This is a genomic window from Rhodoferax sp. (assembly GCF_028715765.1).
Lineage (GTDB): Bacteria > Pseudomonadota > Gammaproteobacteria > Burkholderiales > Burkholderiaceae_C > Rhodoferax.
The window spans coordinates 37228-62312 of sequence record NZ_JAQURE010000017.1; the positions used below are offsets into that span (position 1 = coordinate 37228).

Below are 25085 nucleotides of genomic sequence, written 5' to 3' on the forward strand. Positions count from 1 at the left end.
CCGGCACGCATGAACGCCAACATCAACCGCGCAGACATTTTTCACACCCTTCGCACTGAAGTGGTGAACTGGCGTGCCTGGGCTGGGCGGCTGCTGGTGATGGCATTTGCCGCCTTGGCTGGGCTCACGGTGGTAGCTTTTACCTGGATGACCGAGCGGGCTTTTGGCTTGTTTGAACAGGTGCAACAGCGCCACATGTGGTGGCCGCTGCTGTGGACGCCACTGTGCACCGCGGCCATTGTGTGGCTGATGCGCCGCCACGTGCCGGGCACGGCAGGCTCAGGCATTCCGCAGGTGATGGCGGCGCTGGATGGCCGTGTGGCGGTCGAGCAGCGTGGCTTGTTTGTGTCACTGAAACTGACGTTTTCCAAAATGCTGCTGGCCACCTGGGGCTTGCTGGCGGGCTTGTCGCTGGGGCGCGAGGGGCCCTCGGTGCAAATTGCGGCGGGCATCATGCACCACGCGCGGCGCTGGCTGCCCGACAAATCCCAAGTGTCTGAGCATGGTCTGCTGATGGCCGGTGGTGCAGCAGGTATTGCAGCAGCTTTCAACACCCCGCTGGGGGGCGTGATGTTTGCCATTGAGGAGCTGTCGCGCAAGCCCGAGCAGCGCTCCAGTGGCTTGCTGTTGGCAGCCATTGTGCTGAGTGGTTTGATGGCGGTGTCGATTTACGGCAATGCCACTTATTTTGGTGTGATTCGGGTCGAAAACCTCAGCCTGGGGCTGCTGCTGCCGGGCTTGGCGGTGGCGGTGCTGTCTGGCCTGGCCGGTGGGCTGTTTGCACGGCTGTTGCTGGTGTCGCTGCGCGGCGACTCTGCCGACCGCTTGAGCCGCTGGCGTCGGCGCGCGCCGGTGGCGTTTGCCGCGGCATGCGGTTTAGCTGTGGCGCTGATTGGTTTGGCCAGCAGTGGCCACACCTTTGGCACCGGCTACGCCCACAGCCGCGCCATGCTCGAAGGCAGCAACGACACCGAGCCGCTTTACGTGATATTGAAATTTGTCGCCACCTGGCTAACCGCCTGGAGTGGTGTGCCCGGTGGTATTTTTGCGCCAACGCTGTCGATTGGCGGCGCTTTGGGCAACGATGTGGCGCAACTTTTCAACTACGCCAACGCCCCCACCCTGATTGCGCTGGGCATGGCCGGATTTTTGGCAGCCGTGACACAGGCACCACTCACATCGTTCATCATCGTGATGGAAATGGTGGATGGCCATGGCCTGGTGCTGAGCCTGATGGCCACCGCCATGGTGGCCAGCGGCGTGTCGCGCCTGCTGAGCGTGCCGCTTTACAGCGCCTTGGCGCAACTGCAGTTGCAGCGCCTGCCCAAAGATAGCTTGTAGGCAGGCGGTCAACACCTGGCGGGCTGCTGAACCCTTATTTCAGCGGCACAGCACCCACCACGTCGCGCTTTTCCAGCGTCCACTGGTGCATTGAGCCGTCGTACAACTTGGCAGATCGGTTGCCCAAAATCTCGGAGCTCATGAACCAGGGACCCGATGCCAGGTGACCGCTGTTGCAATAACTGACGGTTGGCATTTTGGGGTCGATGCCCTGGGCGCTCAGCAGCGCGGTGTAGGTGGCTGGCGCCATGAATTTCACCGTGCCACCACTGTTTTTGAACAACAAATCGGTGCTGTACAACTTGGCACCCTTGATGTGACCCGATGCATAAACATAGTCACGCTTGCTCAAGCCATGAAAGTTGCCGGCATCGCGCGCGTCAATCAGGGCAGCGCTGCCTTTTCGGCTGGCCTGGGCCACGTCATCCGAGCTGGCAAAGTACTGGGCAGACAGGTCGGCCTTGGCCACCCAGGTGCCGGTTTTGGCAGGGGCGGCTTCAGTGCTGACGGCGCGACCGTCTTTCAGCCAGGCGCTCATGCCGCCGTCAAGCACGGCCATCTCGGCCTCGCCATACACCTTGAATTGCCAATACACGCGCAGCGCATCGTCCACGTCAGCGGCTTCTGCGCCCACGGGCACAAACACAATGGGCTTGCCCGCGTCTACGCCCGCGTTTTGAATCAGCTTTTCAAAGCTGGCTTTTTCGGGAATCAGGTACTTGACCTTGAGGTTGCCCACCTGACGCTCCACGCGCATCGGCTTCATCTCGATCAGGCGCGCACCTGCAATGTGGCCACCTGCTTCGCTGAGCACGTCTTTGCCGGTTTTGGCATCTTTTTCAAATTCGGGTGCGGTTGTGAACAGCTTGGCGTTGCCCAACACCGACACCACCTGCACCTTGTCCAAGTTGGCCGCCAGCCAATGGGTGTTCACCACGGGCCCCGGCAGCGTGCCAGCCATGACCAGTGTCAACCCGCAACCCAACCAGCCTGCCACCACCATTGTTTTGATCCGATGATTCATGTCCGTTGTCTCCTTCATGTGGGGCATTGCGCCCCGGTTAAACAAATTGAGCAAGTTTGCCCGTCCAATCAATGGAACGCTCGCACACCACATCGACCTGGCGATCGTCCCAAACCGTTTGCGCTGCCGCCCCAAGGGCTGCGGTGCGCTGCACCAGCCACTGGTCACGCGCCAGCAGCAATTCATCAAGCTCTTGGGCGTAGAGCACCGCCATGGCACTGACCCAGCGCGCCAACGGCGCCAGTCGGCCGCGGGTTTGCACCTGAAAGCCCCGCAATGCAGCGCGCGCCTGGCCAGCCGCCTGCAGGGTCTCACCCGTGACCCAGCCGTTGGTCATGAACCAGCGCAAGGGCTGGCCCATGTTGTCCAGCGACAAACCGCCCAGGTGAGCGAAACCTTGATGCCCCACCGCATTGGCAAACAGATGAAAGTGCCCGTGCTCCTGCGCCGGGTAGCGCGATGAGGGGTGCGCATGGTAGTAAAACCGATAGCCATGCACTTCATCGACCACGTCACGGGCGGGGTAATGCTGCCCTTGCAGGCACTGAGTTGAGCCAGCAAGCGCCACGCTGGCCAGCGATCTGCCTGACTGCGCGTAGCGCCATGCCACTGTGACAGCGGCATAGGCAGCATCTTCGCATTTTTTATGCATAAAAAATGCCTGTAGAGCTTATTAAATAAGCGCTAATAGCTCATTTTTTAGGAGCGCATGGGTTGTCTGAATTACCCTTTTTTTTCTTCTTTTTGCCAGGTGCACATGGGTTGCTTGGGCCACAGGGGTTACCGGCTGCTTTGGCGGCGCTGGCGGCAGGGGCAGGGGCATCGGCTGCCAGCACGGCGGGTGCTGGGGTGATCATGGCGCTGGCCACAGCCAGTGCTGACAGGCGCATGGCCAAGTTGGAGGATCGTTTTTTCATGGGTTCAAACCTTTTCATCAGTGTCATTGCAGCGGGATTGATCGGTCTGCCTGAGCCCCCGCCACTGCTTGCTCAGCCGAAACTGGCCCGGCCGAGCGACGCTCAAACCAGCCCCCTAAAAGATACACGCCCACCAGCGCCAAGGCCATGCCAGCAATCACCCACGCATCGCTGACGCCGAGCCAGCCCGACAGGGTGTCTGACGACTCGACCTCGCCCATGGCCAGCACCGCTTCAACCGCTGGCCCATAAATGCCGGCAAAGGCAAAGGTACCCAGCATCAGCCCGAGCAAGAAAACCATGGCATCGGCCCGACCCGAGAACAAGCCCACGATGGAGGTGCCAGGGCAATACCCACCAATGGCAAATCCAGCCCCCACAAATGCGCCACCCAGCGCCGCAGCCAGCAGCAAGGCTGTGGGTACAAACACCCCTTCAGGGTCAACCACGCCGACCCGTTCCAACACATACAAGCCCACTGCAGTGACCAAAATGGCGGTGAACATCACCTTGAACACCGACCAGTCACGCAAGGCAAATTGCGCAGTCAACTTTTGTGGGCTACCAAAACCAGCGTTTTCGAGCACAAACCCAAACAGAACGCCACACACCAAACCTGTCAAGACATTGTCCATAGCGATCTCCTTACAAGCCTTTGACCAGGCGGTGTGCCACCAAGCCGGTCAAGAAAAACAAACCCAGAAAAACAAATGCCGCCAGCCCCAGGGTGGCTGCACCAGACAAACCCAAACCACTGGTGCAGCCAGCCGATACACGTGCCCCAAACCCAGCCAGCGAACCGCCGACAAAGGCCGTGACCAGGCGGCGCTTTCGCCCAACGCTGCACGCACCATCGAGCTGCACCCGGAAGCGCCCAGCCATCCAGGCGGCCAGCAACGCGCCAAGCGCCACGCCAATCACCTGCCAAGTGATCCATGACGACAGCGGTGACCCCGCCTCCACCATCGGCCCCAAGTAGGCATTGGCTTGGGTGGCAACGGGCGCCAGCGTCAAACCAAACCAAGCGGCCAAGCGGGTTGAGGCACCGGTGGCACCCAAGCCGTGGCCCGTTAAGACAAACGTCAGCAAAAGCACCAGGCCCAGCGCTGTACCTGCCAACCACGGTGTCCAAAATGGTTTGATGGGTTTTGCGTTAATCATCTTTATATTCGCATCAACTTATTTAAAAGTGTGCAGTATAGACAGAATTAAATGGCATTTCAGGCAACGGCAATACCCCCCTGAAACGCCCCAAACGCAGGGCTGAAGCATGTTCATGACACATGGGCGGTGAACAGCGTGCAGCCAAGAAAGCAGCTGCGTGCGAAGGGCAAAAAAAAGGAGCCCCGAAGGGCTCCGAACTCGCTTGCTGTTCTGATCGCTAAAAGAGAACTGCCCAGCAATTGTATTTCAACAAATGCAATTGACTGAATAGGGTTTACCCTTTTGAGTGATGAGAAAATTAGCGCAGCAGCAAAGTCGGCAACTTGGCCGAACGCAACAGCTCGGTGGTTTTGCTGCCAAACAGCCAACTGCGCCAAAACGAATGCGCATAGGCGCCCATGATCAGCAGGTCAATGGCCTGGTCCGTCACGGTTTGCGCAATCACCCGTTCGGTGTCGCCGGGCAACAAATGCGGCGTGACTTCAAAGCCAGCCGCACGCAGCACACCCACCGCCCAGTCAAGCTGTTTGGGGCTGTCGGCACTGGCGGCACCCGACATCAGCACATGCACCGGCAAACCTTTGAACAGCGGGCTGGCCGCCACCATCTCGACCCCGCGGCGGGTGATGATGCCACCGTCAAAGGCAATCAGAATGCGCCGGGGCTCGGTAAAGCCTTCGGTCACCGTCAGAATGGGTTTGTGCAAGGCGCGCACCACTTGTTCCACATGGCGGCCCAGGTCGCGCTGCGTCACCTCGGCCGATTCACCGCGACGGCCCAGCACAAACAGACGCACGCGGTTTTCTTGCGCCGTCAGGGTGTCTTGCAAGTTGCCGTGGCGCTGGCGCACGTCGAGTTGCGTGACGCCTGCGCTGGCCGCACGCTCGCGCAAGCGGTTCAAAAACACGCGCCCCGTCTCGCGGGCGGCTTTGCTGCGGGCTTCATCTTCTTGCGTCAGTTCGGTCAGCAGGATTTCTTGGGAATTCATGCCGATGGCGCCGCTATGGTCACGGCCGTTGCCCATTTCAGGGTGGCGGTCAATGGTGTGCAGCAGCTCCAGCGGTGCATCCATGCGCTTGGCGGCCCAGGCGGCATAGTCGGTCACGTGGTCGGCAAAATGGGACTGGTCGACGCAGGCCAAAACTTTGTCTTGTTCAATCATGATGGGGGTTCCTGTGAATGTGGGCTTAGTGGCCCATGAGCAAGTCGTCGGAGGCGTCTTTGTCATGCACGGCAAACTTGTCGACCATGGTGGCGCTGGCCGCGTTCAGGTCAATCACCTCGACCTCGGTGCCCTCACGGCGGAACTTCAGCACCACTTTATCCAGCGCGCTCACGGCAGTGATGTCCCAAAAGTGCGCGCGGCTCACGTCAATGCGCACTTTTTCGATCACCTCCTTGTAGTCAAAGGCGTTGACAAAACGTTCAGCCGACGCAAAAAACACCTGGCCGGTCACCACGTAAGCGCGCAGCCGGCCTTCGTCTTCATTGCTGGAGCGAATGCGCAAAATCTGACCGACCTTGTGCGCAAAGAAGAAGCCCGACAGCAGCACGCCCACCAGCACGCCACGGGCCAGGTCATGCGTCGCCACCACCGTGACCACCGTGGCAATCATCACCAGGCTGGTGCTTTTGGGGTGTTCGCGCAGGTTGCGAATCGATGTCCAGCTGAAGGTACCAATCGACACCATGATCATCACCGCCACCAGCGCCGCCATCGGAATGCGCGCCACCCAGTCGCCGATGAACACCACCATCAGCAGCAAAAACACACCGGCTACCAGCGTGGACAAACGCCCGCGCCCGCCGGATTTGATGTTGATGACCGACTGTCCGATCATGGCGCAACCGGCCATGCCACCCAGAAACCCGGCGGTGATGTTGGCCACGCCCTGGCCGACGCATTCGCGGTTTTTGTTGCTGCTGGTGTCGGTCAGGTCGTCCACGATGGAGGCCGTCATCATCGACTCCAGCAGTCCCACCGTGGCCAGTGTGGCGGCTACCGGAAAGATGATTTTGAGGGTTTCCAGTGTCAAAGGCACTTCAGGCCACAGAAAAAACGGCAGGCTGTCGGGCAGTTGGCCCATGTCGCCCACGGTGCGGATGTCCAGCCCCAGCGCCATCGACGCAGCTGTGAGCACCACGATGGTCACCAGGGGCGACGGCACGGCTTTGGTCAGGTAGGGAAACAGGTAAATGATGCCCAGGCCAGCCGCCACCATGGCGTACACATGCCAGCTGACGTTGGTGAGCTCAGGCAGCTGCGCCATGAAGATCAGAATCGCCAGCGCATTGACAAAACCGGTGATGACCGAGCGCGAAACAAAGCGCATCAGCTCACCCAGTTTCAGCCAACCGGCCAGTATTTGCAGCACGCCGGTGAGCACCGTGGCCGCCAGCAAATACTGCAAGCCATGGTCTTTGACCAGCGTCACCATCACCAAGGCCATGGCGCCAGTGGCAGCCGAAATCATGCCCGGGCGGCCCCCCACAAAAGCGCTCACCGTGGCAATACAAAACGCCGCATACAAGCCCACTTTGGGGTCTACCCCGGCGATGATCGAAAACGCAATGGCCTCGGGAATCAGCGCCAGTGCCACCACCAGCCCGGCGAGCAGGTCGTTTTTGATGTTGGAGAGCCAGTCCTGGCGAAAAGTAGAAACATTCATAAATAAAAGCAGCCCATGCCGAAGGTCACCGGATGGGTTTGGGGTGGGTCAAAAAGTCAAGAAGGGCGCAGGCGGCTGGCCGCAAACAGCACGACAGCGACTTGCAGCGCAAGGGGAAGTTCGTCGGCGGAGCCGACGCAGACATCAAGCGGGATTCAGGGCGGTGTGCCAACGCCAAGGCGTGACACGAGGGAGAACAAACACGGTGAGGAGAAATAAACCATGGTGGATTTTAAATGCCCAGCTGAATCACCCAGCTTTTAGAGCCTGGCACGGGGGTTGATTCAAAGCGGTGTGGTGGGGGGATGGTGTTCAGGGTGTTGAGGGTGAAACCCGGCAGGGCGACTGGGACTCGAATATTTATAAGAAAACAGCCTTTAGCCCATGTACTGAAAGCGTAAGAAGCTATTATTTTTGAAATATTTGCCAGCACAATAGCCACACAGATAAGGCGTGGTGGTTGGGTCAGGTGACCGGGCTTTGGAGACAAAGGCGCGCGCAAGTGGTGCCGGGCTTACTGAGCCATCAGCCCCGCGCGTGATTTGCCCCCAAAACCGCATGCACCTGACCCAACCGCCGCGCCGTGCCCGGGACACCACATCAACAGCCGTGCCAGCGACACCATCACAGCAGCCGCGCCACGAGTCACCACAACAGCACAACCGCCCCAACGCCATCGCTCCGCCGTGCCACACGTCTGTGCGGTCTGCTACTGCCGCGCCAGCTGGGTTTGATCCATCCAACGGCGCAAGTCACGCCACATTTTTTGCATCTCAGCCTCAGTGGGGGTGCGCAGTGCGCTGGGCAGCTCGACCGTGACCACCGGCATGGCGTTGTGCACACCGGCATAGTTGCCCAGTGAACCGGGAAACACACCCACCTGATCCAGGTACAGCCGCCCCAGCTTGGTGGGCGGCAGCACCGGACCATCAAAGTCCAGCACACCATAAGGCGCATGAATGCTGACAATCACATCGGGCTTGAAACTGGCCATCTGGTCAAACAGAAAGCGCGACTCTGGCTCACTCAACGGCGTGTTGCCAGGCCAGCGGCGCGGGTCTTTGCGGGTGAGCTTTTCCCAGTAATTTTTGGCCTCAAGCTGCCAGTTGGGGGTGGGAAAGTTACGGTTCAAGTCCACGCCATGGGCGTTCATGCGGCGCGCTGGCTGGTGCAACAAGCCGTCGGGGTTGAGCACCGGCACAAAACGCCAGTGCGTGGCCTCAGGTGCCGACTGCGCCAGCGCCAGCCAATGCAGTGCCACCGAAGCCGAAGAAAACTCGTCCCCATGCATGGCCGCCACCACCATCACGCGCCACTTGGCGTGGCTTGGCACCACATCGCGCATCAGCAGCGGACGGCCTTGCACGCTGTGCGCCCCGCTGGGAAGCAACTGGGCTTGCTGGCACAGCAGCCGCGACACATTCGGAAGTTTCTTATAAAAATGGTCACAATCGCTTGTATTACTTGCATGAGCAGCTATGTTAAACATAGCAAACCAAAGAACCCAAAGTGAAAACGTGCGCATGAACAAATTTTAGTGGCCGGCTGCAGGGGTACGCTCGCCACACACCGCATTGACCCGGGCGGCATGCAGGCCGTTCAGAATCGGTTAAATTTCCGGCCATGTCACTGACCCCCAAACGCGCCCGCACACCCCACTTCACCAGCCCCGAATTTCGCTCTGCATTGGGCATGTTTGCCACTGGCGTGACCATCGTCACGGCCCGCGCGGCCGACGGCCAGTGCGTGGGGCTGACCGCCAATTCGTTCAACTCGGTGTCACTCGCGCCCCCGCTGGTGCTGTGGAGCTTGTCACAAGCGGCCACCAGCATGGCGGCATTTCGCCAGGGTAGCCACTATGCCATCAACATTTTGGCGGCCAACCAGCAGGCACTGGCGCAGCAATTTGCCACCCGCGGCGTGGACCGGTTTGCCAACGTGAATTTTGTCTTGGGCGAAAGCGGCGCACCCTTGTTGGCCGGTGCCGTGGCCACCTTTGAGTGCTTCAACCGCAGCCGCTACACCGAAGGCGACCACGTGATCTTTGTCGGCGAGGTCGAGCGCTGCAGCCACCAGGTGGGCATGGCGCCGCTGCTCTATCATGGTGGCAAGTTCTACACCGAGCATCCGCTGTAGCTATTATTTATATAGCTGCTTATGCACTTTTCATAAGCATCAGAGGCCAATTTCATGATGAAAATCAGCCACTACTTAGACGGCATTCCAATGCACCCTGAAGCTGGCCAAAGCCAGCCGCGCGACACCTCAAGAATGGCCACTGGTTGAATGGAAGTGCATCGGATACGATAAAAAAACCACGCTTGCCGCAGGCTTGAGGCGGTGCAAGCGCCACCACGGAGTTAAGCCATGCAGTCTTTGAAACTCTCTGAACTCATGGGCGCGTTGAGCCATGCGCTGGACATCACCGAGGGCCAGCCCGAAGGCCACTGCGTGCGCTGCTGCTGGATTGGCATGCACATTGGCCAAGGCTTGGGGCTGAACAACGACCAGCTTTGGTCGCTTTACTACACCCTGCTGCTCAAAGACCTGGGCTGCTCCAGCAACGCCGCGCGCATTTGCCAACTGTATGTGACCGACGACCTGGCCTTCAAGCGCGACTTCAAGTGGGTTGACGGCAGCTTGCCGCAGGTGCTGCGCTTTGTGCTGCGCCAAACCGGTGCGCAGGCTGGGCTGATGGATCGGCTGCAAGCGCTGGGTGGCATTTTGAAAAATGGCGACGAGGTGGCGCAAGAGCTGATCCAGACCCGCTGCACCCGCGGTGCCGACATTGCCCGCCAACTGCGGTTTCCAGAAAGTGTGGCGCTGGGTATTCATGCGCTCGATGAGCACTGGAACGGCCAAGGTCGCCCCGATCAATTGGCTGGCGCAGCCATTCCCCTGAATGCCCGCATTGCCTTGCTGGCGCAAGTGATTGACGTGCACCACCACGGCGGCGACCCGGCCGCAGCGCTGGCCGAAGTGCAAGCGCGCAGCGGCAGCTGGTTTGACCCCGAGCTGGTCAAGGTCTTCACACAGGTCAGCCAAGACCCGGCGTTCTGGCACATGCTGGGGTCAGCCGGGCTGGAACAAACGGTCTACCACATGGAGCCCGGCGGCCATGAACTGCCCGTTGATGAAGATTACCTCGACGACATCACCGAAGCCTTTGGCCAGGTGGTCGATGCCAAAAGCCCCTACACCGCCGGCCACAGCGCGCGCGTGGGGCTGTACACCGCGCTGTTGGGTGAGGCCATGCAGGTGCCCGAGGCACGCCGACGCTGGCTCAAGCGCGGTGCGCTGCTGCACGATGTGGGGAAACTGGGGGTGAGCAATTGCATTTTGGACAAACCCGGCAAGCTCGATGCCCAGGAGTGGCAAGCCGTGCAACGCCACGCCAGCTACACCGAAGCCATTTTGAGCCGGGTGCGCATTTTTGACGAGCTGGCCGTGGTGTCAGCCGCGCACCACGAGCGGTTGGACGGCAAAGGCTACCCCAAAGGCCTGGCTGGTGCGGCCATTACCCTGGAAACCCGCATCATCACCACCGCCGATATTTTTGATGCCATCACCGCCGCACGCCCCTACCGCGGCGCCGTGCCCGTGGACCAAACCCTGCGCATGATGGCCGAAAACGTGGGTAGCGCGATCGATGCCGATTGCTTTGCCGCACTCCAGCAGCTGGTGGCACGCAGCCCAGAGCTGTTTCCGGGGGCACAGCCATGAAAGTGCCACCTGCAATGGTGGGCTCCCAGCCCCAGCGGGTGCTGCTGCTTTACTCCACCATCAACGGCCACACGCTTCATATTTGTGAGCGCCTTGAGCAAGTCATACAAGGTCTAGGGCATAAAACCACCTTGAAAGCCATGGCGCAAGCGCAGCAGCTGGAGGTGGCGCAGTTTGACCGCGTGGTGATTGGCGCCAGCATTCGCTACGGGCACCATCGCCCCAATGTCAAAGCCTTCATTGACCAGCATTGCAGCGCCCTGCAAAGCCGCCCCAGCGCTTTTTTCAGCGTCAATGTGGTGGCGCGCAAACCGCACAAAGCCACACCGCAGGGCAACCCCTATGCCCGCAAATTTTTGCAAAGCCTGGCCTGGCAACCCGACCTGGCGGCGGTGTTTGCGGGCAAGCTGGATTACCCCAGCTATGATTTTTTTGACCGCCAGATGATTCGCCTGATCATGTGGGTGACCCACGGCCCGACCGACCCCAGCGCGGTGGTCGAATTCACCGACTGGGCTCAGGTTGAGACTTTTGGCCGCGCCTTCTGCGCCCTGCCCTCAAAGCCATGAGGTCAGCCGTGCTTGGCCGATAATTCAACCCCGGTCAAAGCCCGCGTGCATCCGCACCTGGGTGGCGGTTTGTTCAGCCAGATGAATGTGAGACGCATGAAAGATCATTACGCTGCCCTGGGGCTGCGCAGTTCGGCCACCTTGGCTGACATCAAAAAAGCCTTTCGCCAGCAGGCCGCCATGCACCATCCTGACCGCAACAGCGCCCCGGAGGCGGCCGCACGCTTTCGCACGGTGCAGCAGGCTTATGAGGTGTTGTCAGACCCGGCGCAGCGCAAAGCCTATGACGACAACCGCCAGCGCAACCTGCTTGACAGCCCACTCGACACCGCCCGCGCCATTTGGCTGGACTATTTCAACCGCATTGCCTAACCCAGCGTGCCCGCACGCTATTGGAGAGAACACCATGAGCCAGTCTGAATTTTTCCGCACTTTGCGCCCCTCGTACCAAGCCGAGCTCGACGACCTGACGTTTGACTCTGAAGGCCGCAACGTGCTGAAAAAACGCTTGCAAGAAAAGCGCAGCCAGGTGGCGTTTTTGCGCCAAATGATGGAGCTCAGCCCCGAGATGGTGGCGGTGGTGTTTCATGGCGGCTTTCACTTCGAGTTGCCCGCTGTGATGGAGCAGCTGCTGACACTGGAGTCTGATGAACTGCCAGATTGGCACAGCCTGGCCGATGCCGTGCAGCTGACGCCCTGGGCCAGAGAGCTGGCAGATGGCTTTTTGCAAGAACCCCAGGGCGACTGGTTCATGACCGTGGCCGCAGCCCTTGAATACCAGTTTCAACGCCCCGCTACACCCGCGCATGAAGCCAGCACGCCCGATGACAAAGCACCCGCCGCACCACGCCGTGGCCACGACTTCGACCACAACAAAGACGACGACCATGACCACGACCCAGACCACGATGAGCACAGCGCCCAATGGCTGGAAGAGCAGGGTTTTGACCGCAAGGAATAAGCCTCTTCGCCGCGCCCGACACCTCTTAGATGTTCACAGGAAAAATTCATGCACCATTTGGCTTTGATTGAAAAAACCCAGTCTTTGATTGCTGCGGGCGACATTGTGGGCGCCGAACACGCGCTGGTAGAACTGGCCGACCGCGAAGGTGATGGCGCGCTGATGGCGGTGCTGGAGCAGCTGCCGCCCAAAGACGTGCTGGCCGTGATCCGCGAATACGACAGCTCGCGCGAAACCATCCTCAACGCCATGCTCAGCCCCGAGCTGTTTGCCCGTGCGGTGGTCATTGAAAAGCAATACCGCGACCTGACCCGGGCACATTTGCGCGGCATGATGAACTCGGTGATTTTTCGCCAAGGCGGCACCCCGGTCGACTTTTTGACCGCCATTGGCGACCTTGAAGGCGGTGCCGAAGCCCTGGCCGACTATTTTGAAGAAAAGTGGAGCCGCATTGAAGCCTTTGCCCGCACCGGCACCTTTGACACAGTCGAAGACGATGGTGACATGCTTTCCGAAGACGATTTGCGCGCCAATGCCTACGCCCGCCCCAAGCTCGATGAGGACGAGGTAGCCGACGCCGACTGGATGCAACTGGCCTGGCTGCTGCGCTACGAATGCGTGGACTTGTTCATTGAAATGCTGCTGGTGCTGCGTGCCAAAGCACGCGCCTTTGAGCTGGGCTTGGACGAAGAAGAGGCGCCAGAAGACGACGCCAGGGTCGAAACCGGCGACACCGACCGCGGCAAAGCCACCCCAGCCGCGTTAGACCCCGACGAAGAGTCAGCCATTTGACCTGGCAACCACGTCACCGCACCCCATGAGCACACCCGCCAGCGCGCACGCTGTCTCGCTCTTTGACAGCCGTCCATTTTTTGAAAAAGCCCTGATCTACGGCCTGCAACACGGCTTGATTGATGCCACCAAGCGTGAGGCCATGGCCGCCGAAGCGCCCAAGGGCATGGTGCAAATTGCGCGTTATTTCGGCAGCGAATACCTGCGCCCGGAGCTTGAAAAAGCCCGCGACCGCATCGTCAACCTGGTCAGCCTGCATTTGCAAGACGCCAGTGGCGGCGATCTGCACCGCGCCGCCGAGCTGCTGCGCGACCACACCCTGCTGTCGCGCTCCAAAGCTGGGGCAGACCTGCTCAAAGCGCTGATTGTGATGCCGCAAAACACCCACTTTGGCATGAACGAGCGCGGTGCATTTTCTGACCGGCACATCCCGCAACTGGCACGTTGGTCACTGGCCAGCTATGCCGAAGTGCAGGCCGAGCTGGCCGCGCGCCAGCACGCCGTGCAAGCGGTGCAAGCCGCGCTTTACCTGGCGCACGCTTATGGGCTAGACGCCGACACGCTGCAAGACCTGGAGCCCGATGCCGAGGCCGTCATTCGCACCACCTTGCTGCTGGGGCTGACGCGCCGCAAAGAGATGCCCGACTGGGCCAGTTTTGAGAAACTCATCAGCGCGCTACGGCAAAAGCAACCCCCGGTCGAGTCCCTGAGCCTGCCCAAAAACTTGCCGCCAGCGTTGCAACCTGCGGTGACGGCGGTGCTGAGCAGCATGCGGGCTGACTGGCCCAAATTGCTGGATGTGCGCCTGCCCGCACGCAAGCTGTTTGACCACACCCCGGCATTCATGGGGCGGTATTTCTGGATTGAAGATGCCTTGAGCGAGGTCAACCAGCACGACCACAACCGCTCCGCCGCCTGGAACAAACTCACGCAAGACCACAGTGACGATGCCACCGTGCTCACGCTGTGCCTGTGCTTGGCCGCTGGCCAAGCGGCCAAAACCGTGTTGACTGAAAAGGCCGCCGCCGCCTTGGTGCGCAAACTCCGCAAACATGGCTTTGCGCCCGACCTGGCCGCAGACTATTTGGCAGCTCATGCACCCGAGCCGCACCTGGCTGATTTTGTAGCGCTGTGGCGCGACTTTGTGGCCGAGTCGCAGGCCACGCTGCTCAGCGATCACGACCCCAAGCTCAATGACGCGCTGGCCTTGCTGCGCCGTGAGTGCAATGTGAGCTGAACCCGCTCAGCGGGCTGAGGGCGAGCTGGTCAATCGGGGTCAACTGGCTTTGGCAAACAACTGCGCCAGCTCCCGATCCATCAGATCAGCGTCACCGGTGTTGAGCTCCAGCAGGCGGCGCAACTGCGTGAGGCTTTGCAGGTCAATGTCTTCACAGGTCATGCCCATGTTGCAACCTTCCAGGTGCACCACTTTGCCACCCATTTCAATGGCTTCACCGCCATCAGCCAGCGGCAGCACCAGACGGCACGGGGTGTCTAGTGGGGCGGTCAGTGGTGTGGCCGTGCGCATCAGGGCGCCTTTGAGCGCAATGTCTAGCAGCTCCACCGGCATGGTTTGCCCGCCCCATTGAAGCGACACCTGGGCGAAGAAGGGCACACGGGAAAACTGTCGGTGGCTTTGCGCCAAGGGGGTGGTCATGGTGGAGATTCCTTTGATCTGATTCAAGCCAAAGAGGAGCTTAGGCTGCGAATCATAAGCCCGCCACAGCCCAGAAAGTGGCTTGGCTGAGGTTAGAATGCAGCGCTTAGGAAGCGTGGCAGAGTGGTCGATTGCACCGGTCTTGAAAACCGGCAACGTTTTGCGACGTTCGTGAGTTCGAATCTCACCGCTTCCGCCAGATATAAGCCTAAGTGATCGATTCACTTAGGCTTTTTTATTTTTGGTTGATTGTTATACGGCTGGTTTTACGTTTTCAACTGCGCGAGATTGAGCTTGGTTGCAACTTCTTGAGCCACACAGTTCAAAAACTCAACAACCGATGCACCGGAGCCAGGTGCGAATGCTTGAGTCCAAAACGGAGCGAGAACTCGTGCATCCTTGATTTTGTCGATAGCCAGAATACCTCGGTTTCCGGATGCCTTTCGGGCTATCCAGCGACTTTTTTCAGACCCACCGCCGTCGATTTCGCGCCATGAAGACGCAGCGCGGCCACCAGTTCAGCTACTGTATACGGCGGCTTTGTCAGGTCACTGAGCGACTTCACAATCGCCTGACTTACTCTGGCTGGTGCTGCATCAAAAAGGCGGTCAACGAACACACCTGCCTTGATGACCTCGATACCCAGCTTGCGGGTGTCAGCAACGGCCAGATGTTTGGTGTTGTCGGAAACGATCATGACCTTGTGCAGTGCCGAATCATCTTCTTCGTCGAGTCCGTTGACCATGACCAAGGCGGCGGCGATCAGGTGCCGGTCGTTTTCATGGACCCGAGCCGGAACGCAGTCCATGAAAGCGGCATCGTCATACCCAGTAATCAGATGCCCATTGTTAGTGGCCTGTTGAAATGCCTTGAGTCGCTTGGCACCTGACTTCGATGCGTCGGGATGCACCTGCGGCCAGTTGCGCAGAAACTCGGCTTCAACGTCGCCCGTCCAGTAGGCAAAATAGAGGCCTTCAAGCATCAAGTCAAACAGCACATCCGACAGGCGCGATGGCAACAGCACGCAGGTATCCAAAATAACCAGGGTGTTGCCACCGGCGGAGAGTGGGTGGCGTTCCGTCACTGACCGTTACCGATTCTTGGCAAGCGCTTTGACGCGAAGCACCACGTCCGCTTCAGTATTTTTGTAAGCCCCGACTTTTTGCCCTTCCGTGCGCAGGTCGGTGGCTTTGCCCGTCACCTGATGCTTGGCCTTCCAGTCCAGCACTGCGGCACGAGAAACCCGTCGATGACCACCGGCGGAAACAGTTGCACCTTTGAGCTTGTTCTGGTCAATCAACATGGCGACATACGGGCGGCTGTAACCCAACAACTCTGCGGCCTGTGCCGTGCTGATCAAGTCATTGGCGACGGCAACCGACTTTGGCATCTCGATACCGACAGATTGGCTCTCAATGTCCACCAAGTGGCGAATCAACTGCAAGCGGGCGCTACGGCTTTGCGGCGTAGTGGCTTCAAGGACCTGATGCAGCGCGCTGGCAACCTGACCAGACAAGGTTCCAGTCATCGAACCGATGGCATCAGCCAAAGGCCCAAGAGGGTCGTAGCGGTGGGCAGGTGTTTTGCCCAGTGTGGCAGCGGTAGGCATGGTGCCCTCCAAGTATTGATTCAGGTATCGGTTCAGTATAAAACGAAACAAACGAATAATACGAAATTTTGGCGGGAGGTGCAGCCTTATGCACCGATGACACAGGTATATCTTGATGTGCGGCTTCAAGAGCCCACAGCTGTGTTGGCTACCACTACGCCAACTCGGGCGGCTCAGGGGTGGATTCACTATTCAGCGACACCGCTTCCGCCAGTTGTGGCATCATGCCCACAGCTGCAACACCAGCACCCCGACCACGATCAGCGCCATGCCCAGCACGGCCAACGGGCTAAGCACCTGGTCAAACACCCACCAGCCCATCAACGAGATCAGCACAATGCCTACGCCCGACCAGATGGCGTAGACCACCCCAATGGCCATGGTGCGCTGCGTGAGCGACAAACAATACAGCGACACCACGTACCCCAACACAGCACCCAGCGACGGCCACAGCCGGGTCAAACCGTCTGAGGCTTTCAGGGACGAGGTGGCCAGCACTTCGGTCACGATGGCCACCGCCAAAGTGACCCAAGGTGACCACAGGGCAGGGGTGTGTAAAGCGTGAAAAATGTTCATGATCAGGTCAGACTGTAACGTGGCTTCATGACCCATTTTTATACAGCAAAATTGGCTGTATTGCTTATAAATAAAGCGTGAGTAGCTATTAAATATGAAGTAACGCCAAGACCCCGACACCCAGACCGGCCGCACCTGCGACGAACATGGCCACTTCCAGCCACTTCTTTTTGGTCAGCAAGGCAATGGCCGCCAGGGCAATGGACACTTGCAGCACGGTGGTGGACTGCGCCCAGCGGTGATGTTGGTGTATTTGGGCATCGCTTTGCTCGTCCCAAGCCGTGGCCTGGGCTTCCAGGTCGTCAGCAACTTTTTTGATATCGGATTTCTCTTTTTCGTAGCGGTCGATCTTGGCTTGGTAAACAGCTTTTTTATCCTCTGCTGCCAGGTCACGCGCTAATTCGGCCAGCGACTGTTTGGTGCTTTTGGACTGAAAATAATTCCACTGGTTCGAGGCTTCGGTTTTTTTGATGGCCGCATTGTTTTTATACAGCCCAGCATTGGCTTGGGTGGCACCGCCCATATAGCCAAACAAGGCACCGACCGTGGCAATGATGGCCGTGAACAGGGCAATCTGGTTGACCATGCCGCCATGCTCGGCGTGGCTGGCGCCGTGGCCGCCTTGCTGGGCATGCTCTAACTCGTGGTCATGCGGGCCGTGTACGTGAAATCCGTGTCCTGACATAAAGAATCTTTCCTGTGTGGTGGTGAGTTATACAAAGAGCATCCATCTGTGCTAGTTGAACTTGCTTGGTTGAAAAAATGGGCAGGCGCCCTGCCTGCGTCAATGCCCTATTTTCCCTTGCCGTGCTCGCCGCCTGATTGGCCCGAGCTTCCCGACTTGCCCGAGCTTCCTGATTTGCCCGAATCGCTTGAGTGACTTGAGCCACTTGAGCCTTTGGATTCGCCGGAATGGCCTGACGCGCCTGCGTTGCCAGATGCTGAATTGCCCGCGCTGGATGAGGCACTGGCGCCGGCACCGCTGGTGCTTTTAGACGCGCTGGATTGGCGCGACTCGGTGCCACTGGCCTCTGAGGCACGGCTGCTGCTGGTGCTTTCTGTCTGCGTGGGGCCCGTTTTGGCGGGCGCTGCCGCTGCGTCCTCGTGGCTGCGGTCTTGAGGGGTGTCGCGCGCATCGGTTGACTTGATGTCATGCGCCGGCTCTGCGGCTTTCTCAGACTCATCCATCTTGGGCTTTGGCTCTTCTTTGGTCTGCGGCTGGGCTGGCAGGGCACTGGCCGCGGTGTGGCTCGCATGGCGCACCGACTCGACCCGCTCCACCTGAATGCGCTGCTGGGCATCTACCCGGCCAATCACGCGCACCCACTGGTTGACCGACAAGCCGCTGGTGCCCGCTGGCGTGGCCGCCACATTGATCTGGGTTTGGGCAGACAGGGTCAATTCACGGTGGTCCACGTCCAGCCGACTGCCCTGCACCTGGCGCACATAGCCTTCCAGCACCACCCGCTGTGGCCGCCCCAGCGCGCCGCCCGTGGGCTCTGCGGTGACGCTTGACACAGCCAAATGGTCGCCGGCCCATTGCCCTTGCAGCATGACCTCGGTGTTGGGCTTGAGCTGTTGTGCCAGCTTGGCAGACATCACTACGGGTGTGCCAGCTACCGTCAACGTGTTTTTGCTTTGTGGCTCGTTTTGCGTCAGCACACCCAGCACCTGAGCCTGGGGCTGGGGCGGCACGGCTTGCACATGCGTGGCCTCAATGACACCCATGGCGTTGCGTAGACCGCTGACCTGCACCCACTGCTGCGGTGCCAACCCTGCCAGTTGCGCCGGTGTGGCGGCCAGCGCACGCTGGCCCAACAGCGCAAACTCGCCACTGGCCGGGTTAACGCGTTGCAGCGGGCCAATTGCCACATGCAGCAGCGCCACTTGGCGCGCCTGCACTTCAGCACCCACCCCGGCTGCATTCACCACCACCACTTGCCCCACCGCCAGTGCGCTGGCGCGGCTGGGTTGGCCGTTTTCAGACATCGGTGTGTCGTCGCTGTAATGCACTTCAACACCGCCGACGCAAATGCTGGCAAAGCCGGTGATCACGCCCACAATGCCGGTGCCGCCCAACCCTCCTTTGTCGATGCCAGTGCCCCCAATACCTGGGCGCGCGGCCAACATGCCGGTGCCGCCAATGCCAGGCCGTGCTGCCAGCATGCCAGTGCCACCTATGCCTGGGGCTTGCAAGGCACTGGCCTGCGGGTTGATCAAACTGGCTTGGGTGTCACACACATTGCCCGCCCACGCTGCCAGGTGGCAGCAGCCCAACAGCGCCGCGCTGGCAAGCACAAGCACCGGCTGCAGACGTTGACGCCTGGCGGGTGGCGGGGCAACGACTGGTTCAGTCCGAACCGACGCTAAAGCAGCACCGATCCATTTCAACAGAGTCAAGTCACGCATGTGTTTCATGATGCCACACCGGTCTTAAAGCCGTCTGGAAGGGGCGTAGCAGCCAGCGGAGCGGAAACAACTCTGGCTTCAGGGCTGGGCATGGGTTCGGAGTAAAAGTACACACCAAAAGTCATGCGCTGACGCGGCGATTGGGTGACGGCATCGCGCTGCTCGCAAGCAAGCGCTGATTTGTTGACTGCCAACAGGGCTTTCATGCCCATGTCTTGCGACTGCTTGGCCAGCAGCGCAATCGACGCCGGGCTGAGCGCGTCGTATTGAACGCTGCGCTCCATCATGGGTGCGCCACCCAGCAGGTTGTGGGCAGCGGCGGCCGCGTGGTCATGCAGGTTATGGCCAAAGTAATAAGCTTTTTCTTCAAAGCCTTCACTGGGTACAAAGGCCTGTGTGTTCAGACACACCCGGTGCGCGTCGTCAAAATGCACCACACCCAGGCGCAACCATTCGTCCAGCACCACACGGGACCGGATGTCGCTGTTGACGCTGGCCACCAAGGCCTCAAAAGACACCTCGCCGCCCTCGCTGACAAAACGTGGCAAGGGCATCGGTTCACCCTGTTCATCCAGATAAAGGGGTGAACCCACCCACACCGCCACCAGTTGCGCGCCCAGCGACACCACTTTGGGGGTGTGCTCTTGGCTGGCACTCAGCTGGGTGCGCAGGCGACTGACATCTTTGCGGTGCACACCGGTCATCAGACTGATGCGGCTGTCGGTGGCGGCTTTACGCTCAAGGGGAAAGTCGGTTTGCGCCACATCCACCATCAAGCTTTTCAGCAATTCGGTCACATACGCCAAGGTGACGCCTTGCGCCAACATCACTTTAATGAGGGGGCGCAAGGCAGCTCGCAAGGCTCTGGCCAATGCGGGCGAAGGGGTGGCGGAGGTGGGCTCGGTGGCAGTCATGGCTGAAAATGTAACATAAACGTGGGAAAATTTTACACAAAATATGTTCACAATCTCAAAATCGCCCGTATACTAGCCTCAATGTGTGGGAAATAATCACACACATTATTCAACTCACTCATTTCATTTATTGGAGATTTACCATGGCTCAATTCAAACACGCTGCCCTCGCCACCCTGATCGCTTCCCTGTTCCTGGCTAACCCACTGGCTGCTTTGGCCAAAGACGGCGGCAGCAAAGGCGGCGACCATGGTGGTTCACATGGCAGCTCAAGCAACTCGGGCGGCTCCAAAGGCTCATCTGGCACTAGTGGTGCAAAAGGTGCTACTGGTGGTGCAAAAGGTGCTACTGGTGGTGCTACTGGTGGTGCAACTGGTGCAACTGGTGGTGCTACTGGTGGTGCAACTGGTGCAACTGGTGGTGCTACTGGTGGTGCAACTGGTGCAACTGGTGGTGCTACTGGTGCTACTGGCGGTGCAGCCAGCAGTAAAGCTGGCAAGTCTGAAAGCAAGTCTGAAAGCAGGTCTGAAAGCAAAGGCGAAAAAAGTGAAGCCAATAAGACAGCCACAGCACCTGCAGCCACAGCACCTGCAGCCACAGCACCTGCAGCCACAGCACCTGCAGCCACAGCACCTGCAGCCACAGCACCTGCAGCTACAGCACCTGCAGCTACAGCACCTGCAGCCACAACTCCTAGTGCAACAACACCCGCTGGAACAACCCCAGCCGTTGACCCTGCTCTGATTCAAGCCACTACACCTGCAGCTACTACTCCTGCAGCTACCACACCTGCAGCTACCACACCTGCAGCTACCACACCTGCAGCTACTACTCCTGCACTGTAATTCGTGTTGTGAAAACGCCGGGCAGCTACGCCTGCCCGGCTTGTCTGACCTGGCGCCTGTTCAAGGCTTGTGATGGATGGCATGCCCAAGCTGCCGCTCAAGCTGGGTGACAGAAATAACCCCCCGAATGCGAGCGGCACCTTGGGGGGTCGCAGCCTGAACCACCAGCAAATGGGTGTGGCCAATCTTTTTGAATGTAGCCACCACCGCGCCCACCGTCGCCGCTTTGAGCTGGTCGTAGTCCAAGGCCTCCAACAGCGCCAATTTGGTCATCACATCTGACACGCGCAGATCTTGCCGCTGAAGCAGGCGTTCATTGACCAACCGAACCGGTTTGTCACCCAATAAATCGGCTGCTGTCACCAAGCCCTCCACGCAGGGAAACTCGTTCACCACAAACAACGAACGTACACCTTGTTGAATCATGGTCTGCTCGGCCTTGTCTAGCGTCGTGTCTGGGTCAATGGTGGCGGCACGCACCTGTGCCAAATCGGTCATGACCGCCAAGCCGGGTGAAGCCAACGTCACCTTCTCTGCGGCTTTGGGTTGCGCCTGCGAAATGCACGTGTTTTCTGGAAATCGAAAGGTGGTCAGGGCTGATTCGCTCATGAAAAGTCTCCTCGGAATAATGTAAGGGTTCAAAACGACGTGGCTGGGGTGCGACACCTGTGCCCCAGCCGCCAGCAGCGGCCGCAGCGGGTACGCAACACCAGTTTAGTCTGAGAAGAATGAACGGCCAGCCTGGATCAAGCCACCGTGATTTTTTGTTCAAACGGCAGGCGGTAAACCCACACCGGTTTGCCGGCACGCGTGGTCAACCTTGCAAAGGGCGTGATCTCACAGGCCTCAAACTCCAAGCTCACCAACCACGCGCCAGGCTGCATGTCGGTGCTGGCCTTGGCTACCGCGCGCGGCATGCTCTCAGGGCGTTGAAACACATACACCAGGTCATAGCCTGACCAGCTGACTTGCCAGATGTCGCCTTGGCGCACCTGCGCCCAAGGGCAGCGCAAGGCGCAGAGGGCGCGCAGCGGCCAGCTCCACTCCAGCCCCTGCAACTGGGCCGCAGGGTAAGCCGCACGCAGTGCCAGCAAGCCGTCGCCAAGCCCGCAACCCGCATCAAAAACATGAGCGCCTGAGGCAAGTGGCGCGTTCGCTGCAAGGTCTTTGAGCGCATGACGTGGGGTGGGAAACAGCGGTGCATCACGCCAGGCATTGAGCGGGTAAATCAGCAGCAATACCAGCAAAGGCAGCAGCCAGCTCCACGCGGGCAAAGTGGCCGCTTGGGTCAACACCAATGACAACGGGAAACCCAGTGCAATCATCAAGCGCCGCCACCAGGTGCGTCCCAGCAAGCTGGCCAGCACGCCCAACACATTGGTCAGCAGCATCGACAACCACAGTGAGGCGCCAACGCCTGGCAGCTGGGTATACAACGCCCAAGCACCAGCCCAAATGCACACTGCGGGCAGTGGCCAAGGCAACATGCGTGTCATGGTGTGGCTGGCAGCGTCAGGGTTTGGCGGTGGCGCGCAGCTTGTCGATCAAGCCATTGAGCTCGTCCATCGAGCCAAATTGAATGCTGACTTCGCCTGTTTCTTCAAACCGGCCAGCGCGTTTGACACGTTTTTTTACCCGCACTTCCACTTGTGCCATCAGCAGGTCTGACAGCTCTTCTTCAACCCGTTTGACGTCGCGCGAGCTGTCTTTTTTGGGCTTGCCCGCCACCAAGGAAAACTCGGCACTCAGCTTTTTAACCAAGCGCTCAGCGTCACGCACCGAGAGTTTTTTGGCTGCAATTTGGTTGGCCGCGGTGATCTGGGTGGCCTTGTCCAGCGCCAACAGCGCGCGCGCGTGCCCCATGTCCACGTCGCCCGCCATCAGCATGGTTTGCACCGGGTCGGCCAGGTTGAGCAAGCGCAGCAAATTGCTGGTGGCGCTGCGTGAGCGCCCCACCGCTTGGGCGGCGGTTTCGTGCGTGAGGCCAAATTCTTTGATCAGCCGTTGCACGCCTTGCGCTTCTTCCAGGGGGTTGAGGTCTTCACGCTGGATGTTTTCAATCAGCGCCATGGCGGCGGCGGCCTCGTTGGGCACATCGCGCACCAGCACCGGCACGCTGTCTAAACCGGCCAATTTGGCAGCTCTGAACCGCCGCTCGCCGGCAATGATTTCATAGACTGGGCGCACGACACCGCCGTCTTGCCCGCTGGGCTGCAACTGGGCGCGCTTGGCCGTGGCATCGGCATCGCTCAAGCGGCGCACCAAGATCGGCTGCATGATGCCCTGCACCTTGATGGATTCGGCCAACTCATATAGTGCGCCTTCGTCCATGCGGGTGCGCGGTTGGTATTGGCCCGGCACCAGGTCGGACAAAGCCAAGCTAGACGGCTGGCCGCCAGCGCCGGGGTTGGCAGCTGTGCCGTCCAGCAGCAAACTGTCGGGCGCTGTGGGGCCGAGCAAGGCTTCAAGGCCAAGGCCAAGGCCTTTTTGTTTTTTGGTCACCATGGTGTGTCTTTCGGTTCGTCTGAAATAGAGATGATGTGCTGCAGCAAGGCTTGACCTTGAGGCCAGTCACCCAGACCCGCGTCTGCATTGATGTGCCCAGCCGCGCCGATGTTGACCACGGCTGCGCCCCAAGCTTGGGCAAACTCGTGAGAGCGCGCCAAGCTGCAATAGGGGTCGTCTTGGCTGACCACCAACGTGCTTTGAAACGGCAGCTGCTTGAGCACCAAGGGCGACCAGCTGGGCAAAACTTCACGCAGCTCGGCACACGCCACATCGGCCGCGGCCACCAACAGCGCGCCTTTGACGCGCTGCGTGTGGTGAGAAATGCCGGCCCACGCCGCCACCAGCTGACACCCCAGGCTGTGCGCTACCAGCACCACAGGCGCGTCCACTGACAGCACCACGTCTTCCAGTCGGGTGATCCAATCCCCGCGCAGCGGACGCAGCCAGTCGTGCTGCTCAACCCGCACATAACCGGCTTGTTGCTGCCACAGGCTTTGCCAGTGGGTTGGCCCCGAGTTTTGCCAGCCTGGCAAGATCAGCACAGTGGGTGTTTTCATAACGTGTGGTGGGGTGGCAGGTCAGGCCTTTAACCCAAACCGTTCAGTCGGGTACAAGTGCATGGTGGGCGAATGAAGGGCTGATTTGGGTTAAAACTTTTGGCCACGTGTAACCATTTCTTGGGCGAAACTCAAATACGCCTGGGCGCCTTTGCTGGCTGCATCAAACACCACGCCTGGCACACCGTAGCTGGGCGCTTCTGCCAAGCGGACGTTGCGCGGGATCACGGTGTCGAATACCTTCTCGGCAAAACGCGCTTTGAGCTGCTCGCTGACCTGGTGTTGCAGGGTGATGCGCGGGTCAAACATCACCCGCAGCAGGCCAATGATGGCCAGGTCTTTGTTCAGGTTGGCGTGCACTTGCTTGATGGTGTTGACCAAATCAGCCAGCCCTTCCAAGGCAAAATATTCGCACTGCATTGGTACGATCACCCCGTGGGCGCAGCACAGGCCATTGAGGGTGAGCATGGACAAGCTGGGTGGGCAGTCAATCAAGACAAAGTCATAGTCGTCCATTACCGCCGTCAAGGCCTGTTTCAAGCGCCTTTCACGCCGCTCCATGCTGACCAACTCAACCTCGGCACCAGCGAGTTCCCGGTTGGCGCCCAAGATGTCGTAGCTGCAACCGGCATCGACCAGTTTGGGGCTTTGTACCCGCACCTCGGCCACAGAGGCTGACTCCAGCAACACGTCGTACACGCTCAATGCCAGCTTGCGCTTGTCCACACCAGAGCCCATGGTGGCATTGCCCTGGGGGTCAAGGTCAACCATCAGCACGCGCTGCCCTACTTTGGCCAAGCCAGCCGCCAGATTGACGGTGCAAGTGGTTTTGCCAACGCCACCTTTTTGA

At 59.6% G+C, this 25085-nt stretch carries 30 protein-coding genes and 1 tRNA gene; 10 read left to right on the forward strand and 21 right to left on the reverse strand.

All coding sequences use genetic code 11. The features are described from left to right. Positions 1-9: 9 nt before the first annotated feature. Positions 10-1341, forward strand: coding sequence for a chloride channel protein (locus tag PHT20_RS07840; protein ID WP_301020071.1), 1332 nt, complete (start codon positions 10-12; stop codon positions 1339-1341). 34 nt (positions 1342-1375) lie between these two features. Here the strand turns inward: PHT20_RS07840 and PHT20_RS07845 are convergent, their stop codons facing one another. From PHT20_RS07845 to PHT20_RS07880, 8 genes are all read right to left on the reverse strand, one after another. After that, positions 1376-2365, reverse strand: a complete 990-nt coding sequence (locus PHT20_RS07845) for a rhodanese-like domain-containing protein (RefSeq protein WP_301020072.1) — start codon at positions 2363-2365, stop codon at positions 1376-1378. A gap of 37 nt (positions 2366-2402) precedes the next feature. Beyond that, on the reverse strand, positions 2403-3017 hold the full coding sequence (locus PHT20_RS07850) for a hypothetical protein (RefSeq protein ID WP_300087547.1): 615 nt from the start codon (positions 3015-3017) through the stop codon (positions 2403-2405). Between the two features lie 40 nt (positions 3018-3057). Next, entirely contained in the window at positions 3058-3282 is a 225-nt protein-coding gene (locus PHT20_RS07855) for a hypothetical protein (RefSeq protein WP_300087545.1), read from the reverse strand. Positions 3283-3305: 23 nt separating this feature from the next. Then, positions 3306-3917, reverse strand: coding sequence for a DUF6691 family protein (locus tag PHT20_RS07860; protein ID WP_300087543.1), 612 nt, complete (start codon positions 3915-3917; stop codon positions 3306-3308). A gap of 10 nt (positions 3918-3927) precedes the next feature. Then, positions 3928-4443, reverse strand: coding sequence for a YeeE/YedE thiosulfate transporter family protein (locus PHT20_RS07865; protein WP_300087541.1), 516 nt, complete (start codon positions 4441-4443; stop codon positions 3928-3930). A 301-nt stretch (positions 4444-4744) separates the two neighbouring features. Further along, positions 4745-5608 (reverse strand): universal stress protein, encoded by an 864-nt coding sequence (locus tag PHT20_RS07870; RefSeq protein ID WP_301020073.1) that lies wholly within the window; start codon positions 5606-5608, stop codon positions 4745-4747. A 25-nt stretch (positions 5609-5633) separates the two neighbouring features. After that, a complete protein-coding gene (locus PHT20_RS07875) occupies positions 5634-7115 on the reverse strand; it encodes a SulP family inorganic anion transporter (RefSeq protein WP_301020074.1) in 1482 nt (493 codons plus the stop codon). A 709-nt stretch (positions 7116-7824) separates the two neighbouring features. Continuing rightward, positions 7825-8535, reverse strand: coding sequence for a DUF2817 domain-containing protein (locus PHT20_RS07880; protein ID WP_301020075.1), 711 nt, complete (start codon positions 8533-8535; stop codon positions 7825-7827). 203 nt (positions 8536-8738) lie between these two features. On the opposite strand from PHT20_RS07880, the gene PHT20_RS07885 reads away from it, so the two are divergent. The 7 genes from PHT20_RS07885 (at position 8739) to PHT20_RS07915 (ending at position 14397) form a co-directional block, all read left to right on the forward strand. Next, positions 8739-9251 carry a flavin reductase family protein gene (locus PHT20_RS07885; RefSeq protein ID WP_301020076.1) on the forward strand — a complete coding sequence of 171 codons (513 nt, stop codon included), beginning with the start codon at positions 8739-8741 and terminating at the stop codon, positions 9249-9251. 231 nt (positions 9252-9482) lie between these two features. Further along, positions 9483-10838 carry an HD-GYP domain-containing protein gene (locus tag PHT20_RS07890; RefSeq protein ID WP_301020077.1) on the forward strand — a complete coding sequence of 452 codons (1356 nt, stop codon included), beginning with the start codon at positions 9483-9485 and terminating at the stop codon, positions 10836-10838. Further along, positions 10835-11407 carry a menaquinone-dependent protoporphyrinogen IX dehydrogenase gene (gene hemG / locus PHT20_RS07895; protein WP_301020078.1) on the forward strand — a complete coding sequence of 191 codons (573 nt, stop codon included), beginning with the start codon at positions 10835-10837 and terminating at the stop codon, positions 11405-11407. The genes PHT20_RS07890 and hemG overlap by 4 nt, the downstream gene beginning before the upstream one ends. A 96-nt stretch (positions 11408-11503) precedes the next feature. Further along, positions 11504-11779 carry a DnaJ domain-containing protein gene (locus PHT20_RS07900; protein ID WP_300086527.1) on the forward strand — a complete coding sequence of 92 codons (276 nt, stop codon included), beginning with the start codon at positions 11504-11506 and terminating at the stop codon, positions 11777-11779. A 34-nt stretch (positions 11780-11813) separates the two neighbouring features. Next, a complete protein-coding gene (locus PHT20_RS07905) occupies positions 11814-12368 on the forward strand; it encodes a hypothetical protein (RefSeq protein ID WP_300086480.1) in 555 nt (184 codons plus the stop codon). Positions 12369-12416: 48 nt separating this feature from the next. After that, a complete protein-coding gene (locus PHT20_RS07910) occupies positions 12417-13160 on the forward strand; it encodes a hypothetical protein (protein WP_300086483.1) in 744 nt (247 codons plus the stop codon). Positions 13161-13185: 25 nt separating this feature from the next. Then, positions 13186-14397, forward strand: a complete 1212-nt coding sequence (locus PHT20_RS07915; RefSeq protein WP_300086486.1) for a hypothetical protein — start codon at positions 13186-13188, stop codon at positions 14395-14397. A gap of 39 nt (positions 14398-14436) precedes the next feature. Here PHT20_RS07915 and PHT20_RS07920 read toward each other — a convergent pair whose 3' ends face one another. Then, on the reverse strand, positions 14437-14817 hold the full coding sequence (locus PHT20_RS07920) for a PilZ domain-containing protein (RefSeq protein WP_300086489.1): 381 nt from the start codon (positions 14815-14817) through the stop codon (positions 14437-14439). 109 nt (positions 14818-14926) lie between these two features. On the opposite strand from PHT20_RS07920, the gene PHT20_RS07925 reads away from it, so the two are divergent. Continuing rightward, a tRNA-Ser gene (locus PHT20_RS07925) sits at positions 14927-15016 on the forward strand. 249 nt (positions 15017-15265) lie between these two features. Here PHT20_RS07925 and PHT20_RS07930 read toward each other — a convergent pair. From PHT20_RS07930 to PHT20_RS07960, 7 genes are all read right to left on the reverse strand, one after another. Beyond that, the gene (locus PHT20_RS07930) at positions 15266-15901 is read right to left on the reverse strand and encodes a hypothetical protein (RefSeq protein ID WP_300086492.1); all 636 of its coding nucleotides are present in this window, start codon (positions 15899-15901) and stop codon (positions 15266-15268) included. Positions 15902-15907: 6 nt separating this feature from the next. Next, a complete protein-coding gene (locus PHT20_RS07935) occupies positions 15908-16426 on the reverse strand; it encodes an excisionase family DNA-binding protein (RefSeq protein ID WP_300086495.1) in 519 nt (172 codons plus the stop codon). Between the two features lie 222 nt (positions 16427-16648). Continuing rightward, entirely contained in the window at positions 16649-17002 is a 354-nt protein-coding gene (locus tag PHT20_RS07940; protein ID WP_300086498.1) for a multidrug efflux SMR transporter, read from the reverse strand. An 88-nt stretch (positions 17003-17090) separates the two neighbouring features. Next, positions 17091-17687 (reverse strand): DUF4337 domain-containing protein, encoded by a 597-nt coding sequence (locus tag PHT20_RS07945; protein ID WP_300086501.1) that lies wholly within the window; start codon positions 17685-17687, stop codon positions 17091-17093. Positions 17688-17794: 107 nt separating this feature from the next. Further along, complete coding sequence (locus PHT20_RS07950) at positions 17795-19420, reverse strand: DUF5666 domain-containing protein (protein WP_301020079.1); 1626 nt, start codon at positions 19418-19420, stop codon at positions 17795-17797. Further along, complete coding sequence (locus PHT20_RS07955) at positions 19417-20325, reverse strand: DUF6502 family protein (protein ID WP_300086506.1); 909 nt, start codon at positions 20323-20325, stop codon at positions 19417-19419. Before PHT20_RS07955 ends, PHT20_RS07950 begins: the two co-directional genes overlap by 4 nt. A 47-nt stretch (positions 20326-20372) precedes the next feature. Beyond that, the gene (locus PHT20_RS07960; RefSeq protein WP_300086509.1) at positions 20373-20576 is read right to left on the reverse strand and encodes a hypothetical protein; all 204 of its coding nucleotides are present in this window, start codon (positions 20574-20576) and stop codon (positions 20373-20375) included. A 10-nt stretch (positions 20577-20586) separates the two neighbouring features. On the opposite strand from PHT20_RS07960, the gene PHT20_RS07965 reads away from it, so the two are divergent. Continuing rightward, entirely contained in the window at positions 20587-21069 is a 483-nt protein-coding gene (locus PHT20_RS07965) for a hypothetical protein (protein WP_301020080.1), read from the forward strand. A 161-nt stretch (positions 21070-21230) separates the two neighbouring features. On the opposite strand, the gene PHT20_RS07970 is transcribed toward PHT20_RS07965, so the two are convergent. The 5 genes from PHT20_RS07970 to PHT20_RS07990 form a co-directional block, all read right to left on the reverse strand. Beyond that, entirely contained in the window at positions 21231-21779 is a 549-nt protein-coding gene (locus tag PHT20_RS07970) for a CBS domain-containing protein (protein ID WP_300086513.1), read from the reverse strand. Between the two features lie 137 nt (positions 21780-21916). Further along, a complete protein-coding gene (locus tag PHT20_RS07975; protein ID WP_300086516.1) occupies positions 21917-22666 on the reverse strand; it encodes a class I SAM-dependent methyltransferase in 750 nt (249 codons plus the stop codon). Positions 22667-22682: 16 nt separating this feature from the next. Continuing rightward, the gene (locus PHT20_RS07980) at positions 22683-23675 is read right to left on the reverse strand and encodes a ParB/RepB/Spo0J family partition protein (RefSeq protein ID WP_300086518.1); all 993 of its coding nucleotides are present in this window, start codon (positions 23673-23675) and stop codon (positions 22683-22685) included. Next, complete coding sequence (locus PHT20_RS07985; protein ID WP_300086521.1) at positions 23669-24235, reverse strand: alpha/beta fold hydrolase; 567 nt, start codon at positions 24233-24235, stop codon at positions 23669-23671. Before PHT20_RS07985 ends, PHT20_RS07980 begins: the two co-directional genes overlap by 7 nt. A gap of 90 nt (positions 24236-24325) precedes the next feature. Then, a partial coding sequence (locus PHT20_RS07990; RefSeq protein WP_301020081.1) for an AAA family ATPase occupies positions 24326-25085 on the reverse strand: 760 nt, incomplete at its 5' end.

Bases quoted from the DNA above. Each gene is read 5' to 3' on its own strand.
- PHT20_RS07975 (WP_300086516.1), bottom strand. From the start codon at position 22,666: ATGACACGCATGTTGCCTTGGCCACTGCCCGCAGTGTGCATTTGGGCT.
- PHT20_RS07980 (WP_300086518.1), bottom strand. From the start codon at position 23,675: ATGGTGACCAAAAAACAAAAAGGCCTTGGCCTTGGCCTTGAAGCCTTG.
- PHT20_RS07920 (WP_300086489.1), bottom strand. From the start codon at position 14,817: ATGACCACCCCCTTGGCGCAAAGCCACCGACAGTTTTCCCGTGTGCCC.
- PHT20_RS07940 (WP_300086498.1), bottom strand. From the start codon at position 17,002: ATGAACATTTTTCACGCTTTACACACCCCTGCCCTGTGGTCACCTTGG.
- PHT20_RS07910 (WP_300086483.1), top strand. From the start codon at position 12,417: ATGCACCATTTGGCTTTGATTGAAAAAACCCAGTCTTTGATTGCTGCG.
- PHT20_RS07890 (WP_301020077.1), top strand. From the start codon at position 9,483: ATGCAGTCTTTGAAACTCTCTGAACTCATGGGCGCGTTGAGCCATGCG.
- PHT20_RS07885 (WP_301020076.1), top strand. From the start codon at position 8,739: ATGTCACTGACCCCCAAACGCGCCCGCACACCCCACTTCACCAGCCCC.
- PHT20_RS07865 (WP_300087541.1), bottom strand. From the start codon at position 4,443: ATGATTAACGCAAAACCCATCAAACCATTTTGGACACCGTGGTTGGCA.
- PHT20_RS07845 (WP_301020072.1), bottom strand. From the start codon at position 2,365: ATGAATCATCGGATCAAAACAATGGTGGTGGCAGGCTGGTTGGGTTGC.
- PHT20_RS07855 (WP_300087545.1), bottom strand. From the start codon at position 3,282: ATGAAAAAACGATCCTCCAACTTGGCCATGCGCCTGTCAGCACTGGCT.
- PHT20_RS07960 (WP_300086509.1), bottom strand. From the start codon at position 20,576: ATGGTCGCCGCCTTTGCTGCCGCCGTCTTTGGCCAAAGCAGCCAGTGG.
- PHT20_RS07870 (WP_301020073.1), bottom strand. From the start codon at position 5,608: ATGATTGAACAAGACAAAGTTTTGGCCTGCGTCGACCAGTCCCATTTT.
- PHT20_RS07850 (WP_300087547.1), bottom strand. From the start codon at position 3,017: ATGCATAAAAAATGCGAAGATGCTGCCTATGCCGCTGTCACAGTGGCA.
- PHT20_RS07935 (WP_300086495.1), bottom strand. From the start codon at position 16,426: ATGCCTACCGCTGCCACACTGGGCAAAACACCTGCCCACCGCTACGAC.
- PHT20_RS07900 (WP_300086527.1), top strand. From the start codon at position 11,504: ATGAAAGATCATTACGCTGCCCTGGGGCTGCGCAGTTCGGCCACCTTG.
- PHT20_RS07950 (WP_301020079.1), bottom strand. From the start codon at position 19,420: ATGAAACACATGCGTGACTTGACTCTGTTGAAATGGATCGGTGCTGCT.
- PHT20_RS07985 (WP_300086521.1), bottom strand. From the start codon at position 24,235: ATGAAAACACCCACTGTGCTGATCTTGCCAGGCTGGCAAAACTCGGGG.
- PHT20_RS07965 (WP_301020080.1), top strand. From the start codon at position 20,587: ATGGCAGCTCAAGCAACTCGGGCGGCTCCAAAGGCTCATCTGGCACTA.
- PHT20_RS07955 (WP_300086506.1), bottom strand. From the start codon at position 20,325: ATGACTGCCACCGAGCCCACCTCCGCCACCCCTTCGCCCGCATTGGCC.
- PHT20_RS07840 (WP_301020071.1), top strand. From the start codon at position 10: ATGAACGCCAACATCAACCGCGCAGACATTTTTCACACCCTTCGCACT.
- PHT20_RS07860 (WP_300087543.1), bottom strand. From the start codon at position 3,917: ATGGACAATGTCTTGACAGGTTTGGTGTGTGGCGTTCTGTTTGGGTTT.
- PHT20_RS07945 (WP_300086501.1), bottom strand. From the start codon at position 17,687: ATGTCAGGACACGGATTTCACGTACACGGCCCGCATGACCACGAGTTA.
- PHT20_RS07875 (WP_301020074.1), bottom strand. From the start codon at position 7,115: ATGAATGTTTCTACTTTTCGCCAGGACTGGCTCTCCAACATCAAAAAC.
- PHT20_RS07915 (WP_300086486.1), top strand. From the start codon at position 13,186: ATGAGCACACCCGCCAGCGCGCACGCTGTCTCGCTCTTTGACAGCCGT.
- PHT20_RS07970 (WP_300086513.1), bottom strand. From the start codon at position 21,779: ATGAGCGAATCAGCCCTGACCACCTTTCGATTTCCAGAAAACACGTGC.
- PHT20_RS07905 (WP_300086480.1), top strand. From the start codon at position 11,814: ATGAGCCAGTCTGAATTTTTCCGCACTTTGCGCCCCTCGTACCAAGCC.
- hemG (WP_301020078.1), top strand. From the start codon at position 10,835: ATGAAAGTGCCACCTGCAATGGTGGGCTCCCAGCCCCAGCGGGTGCTG.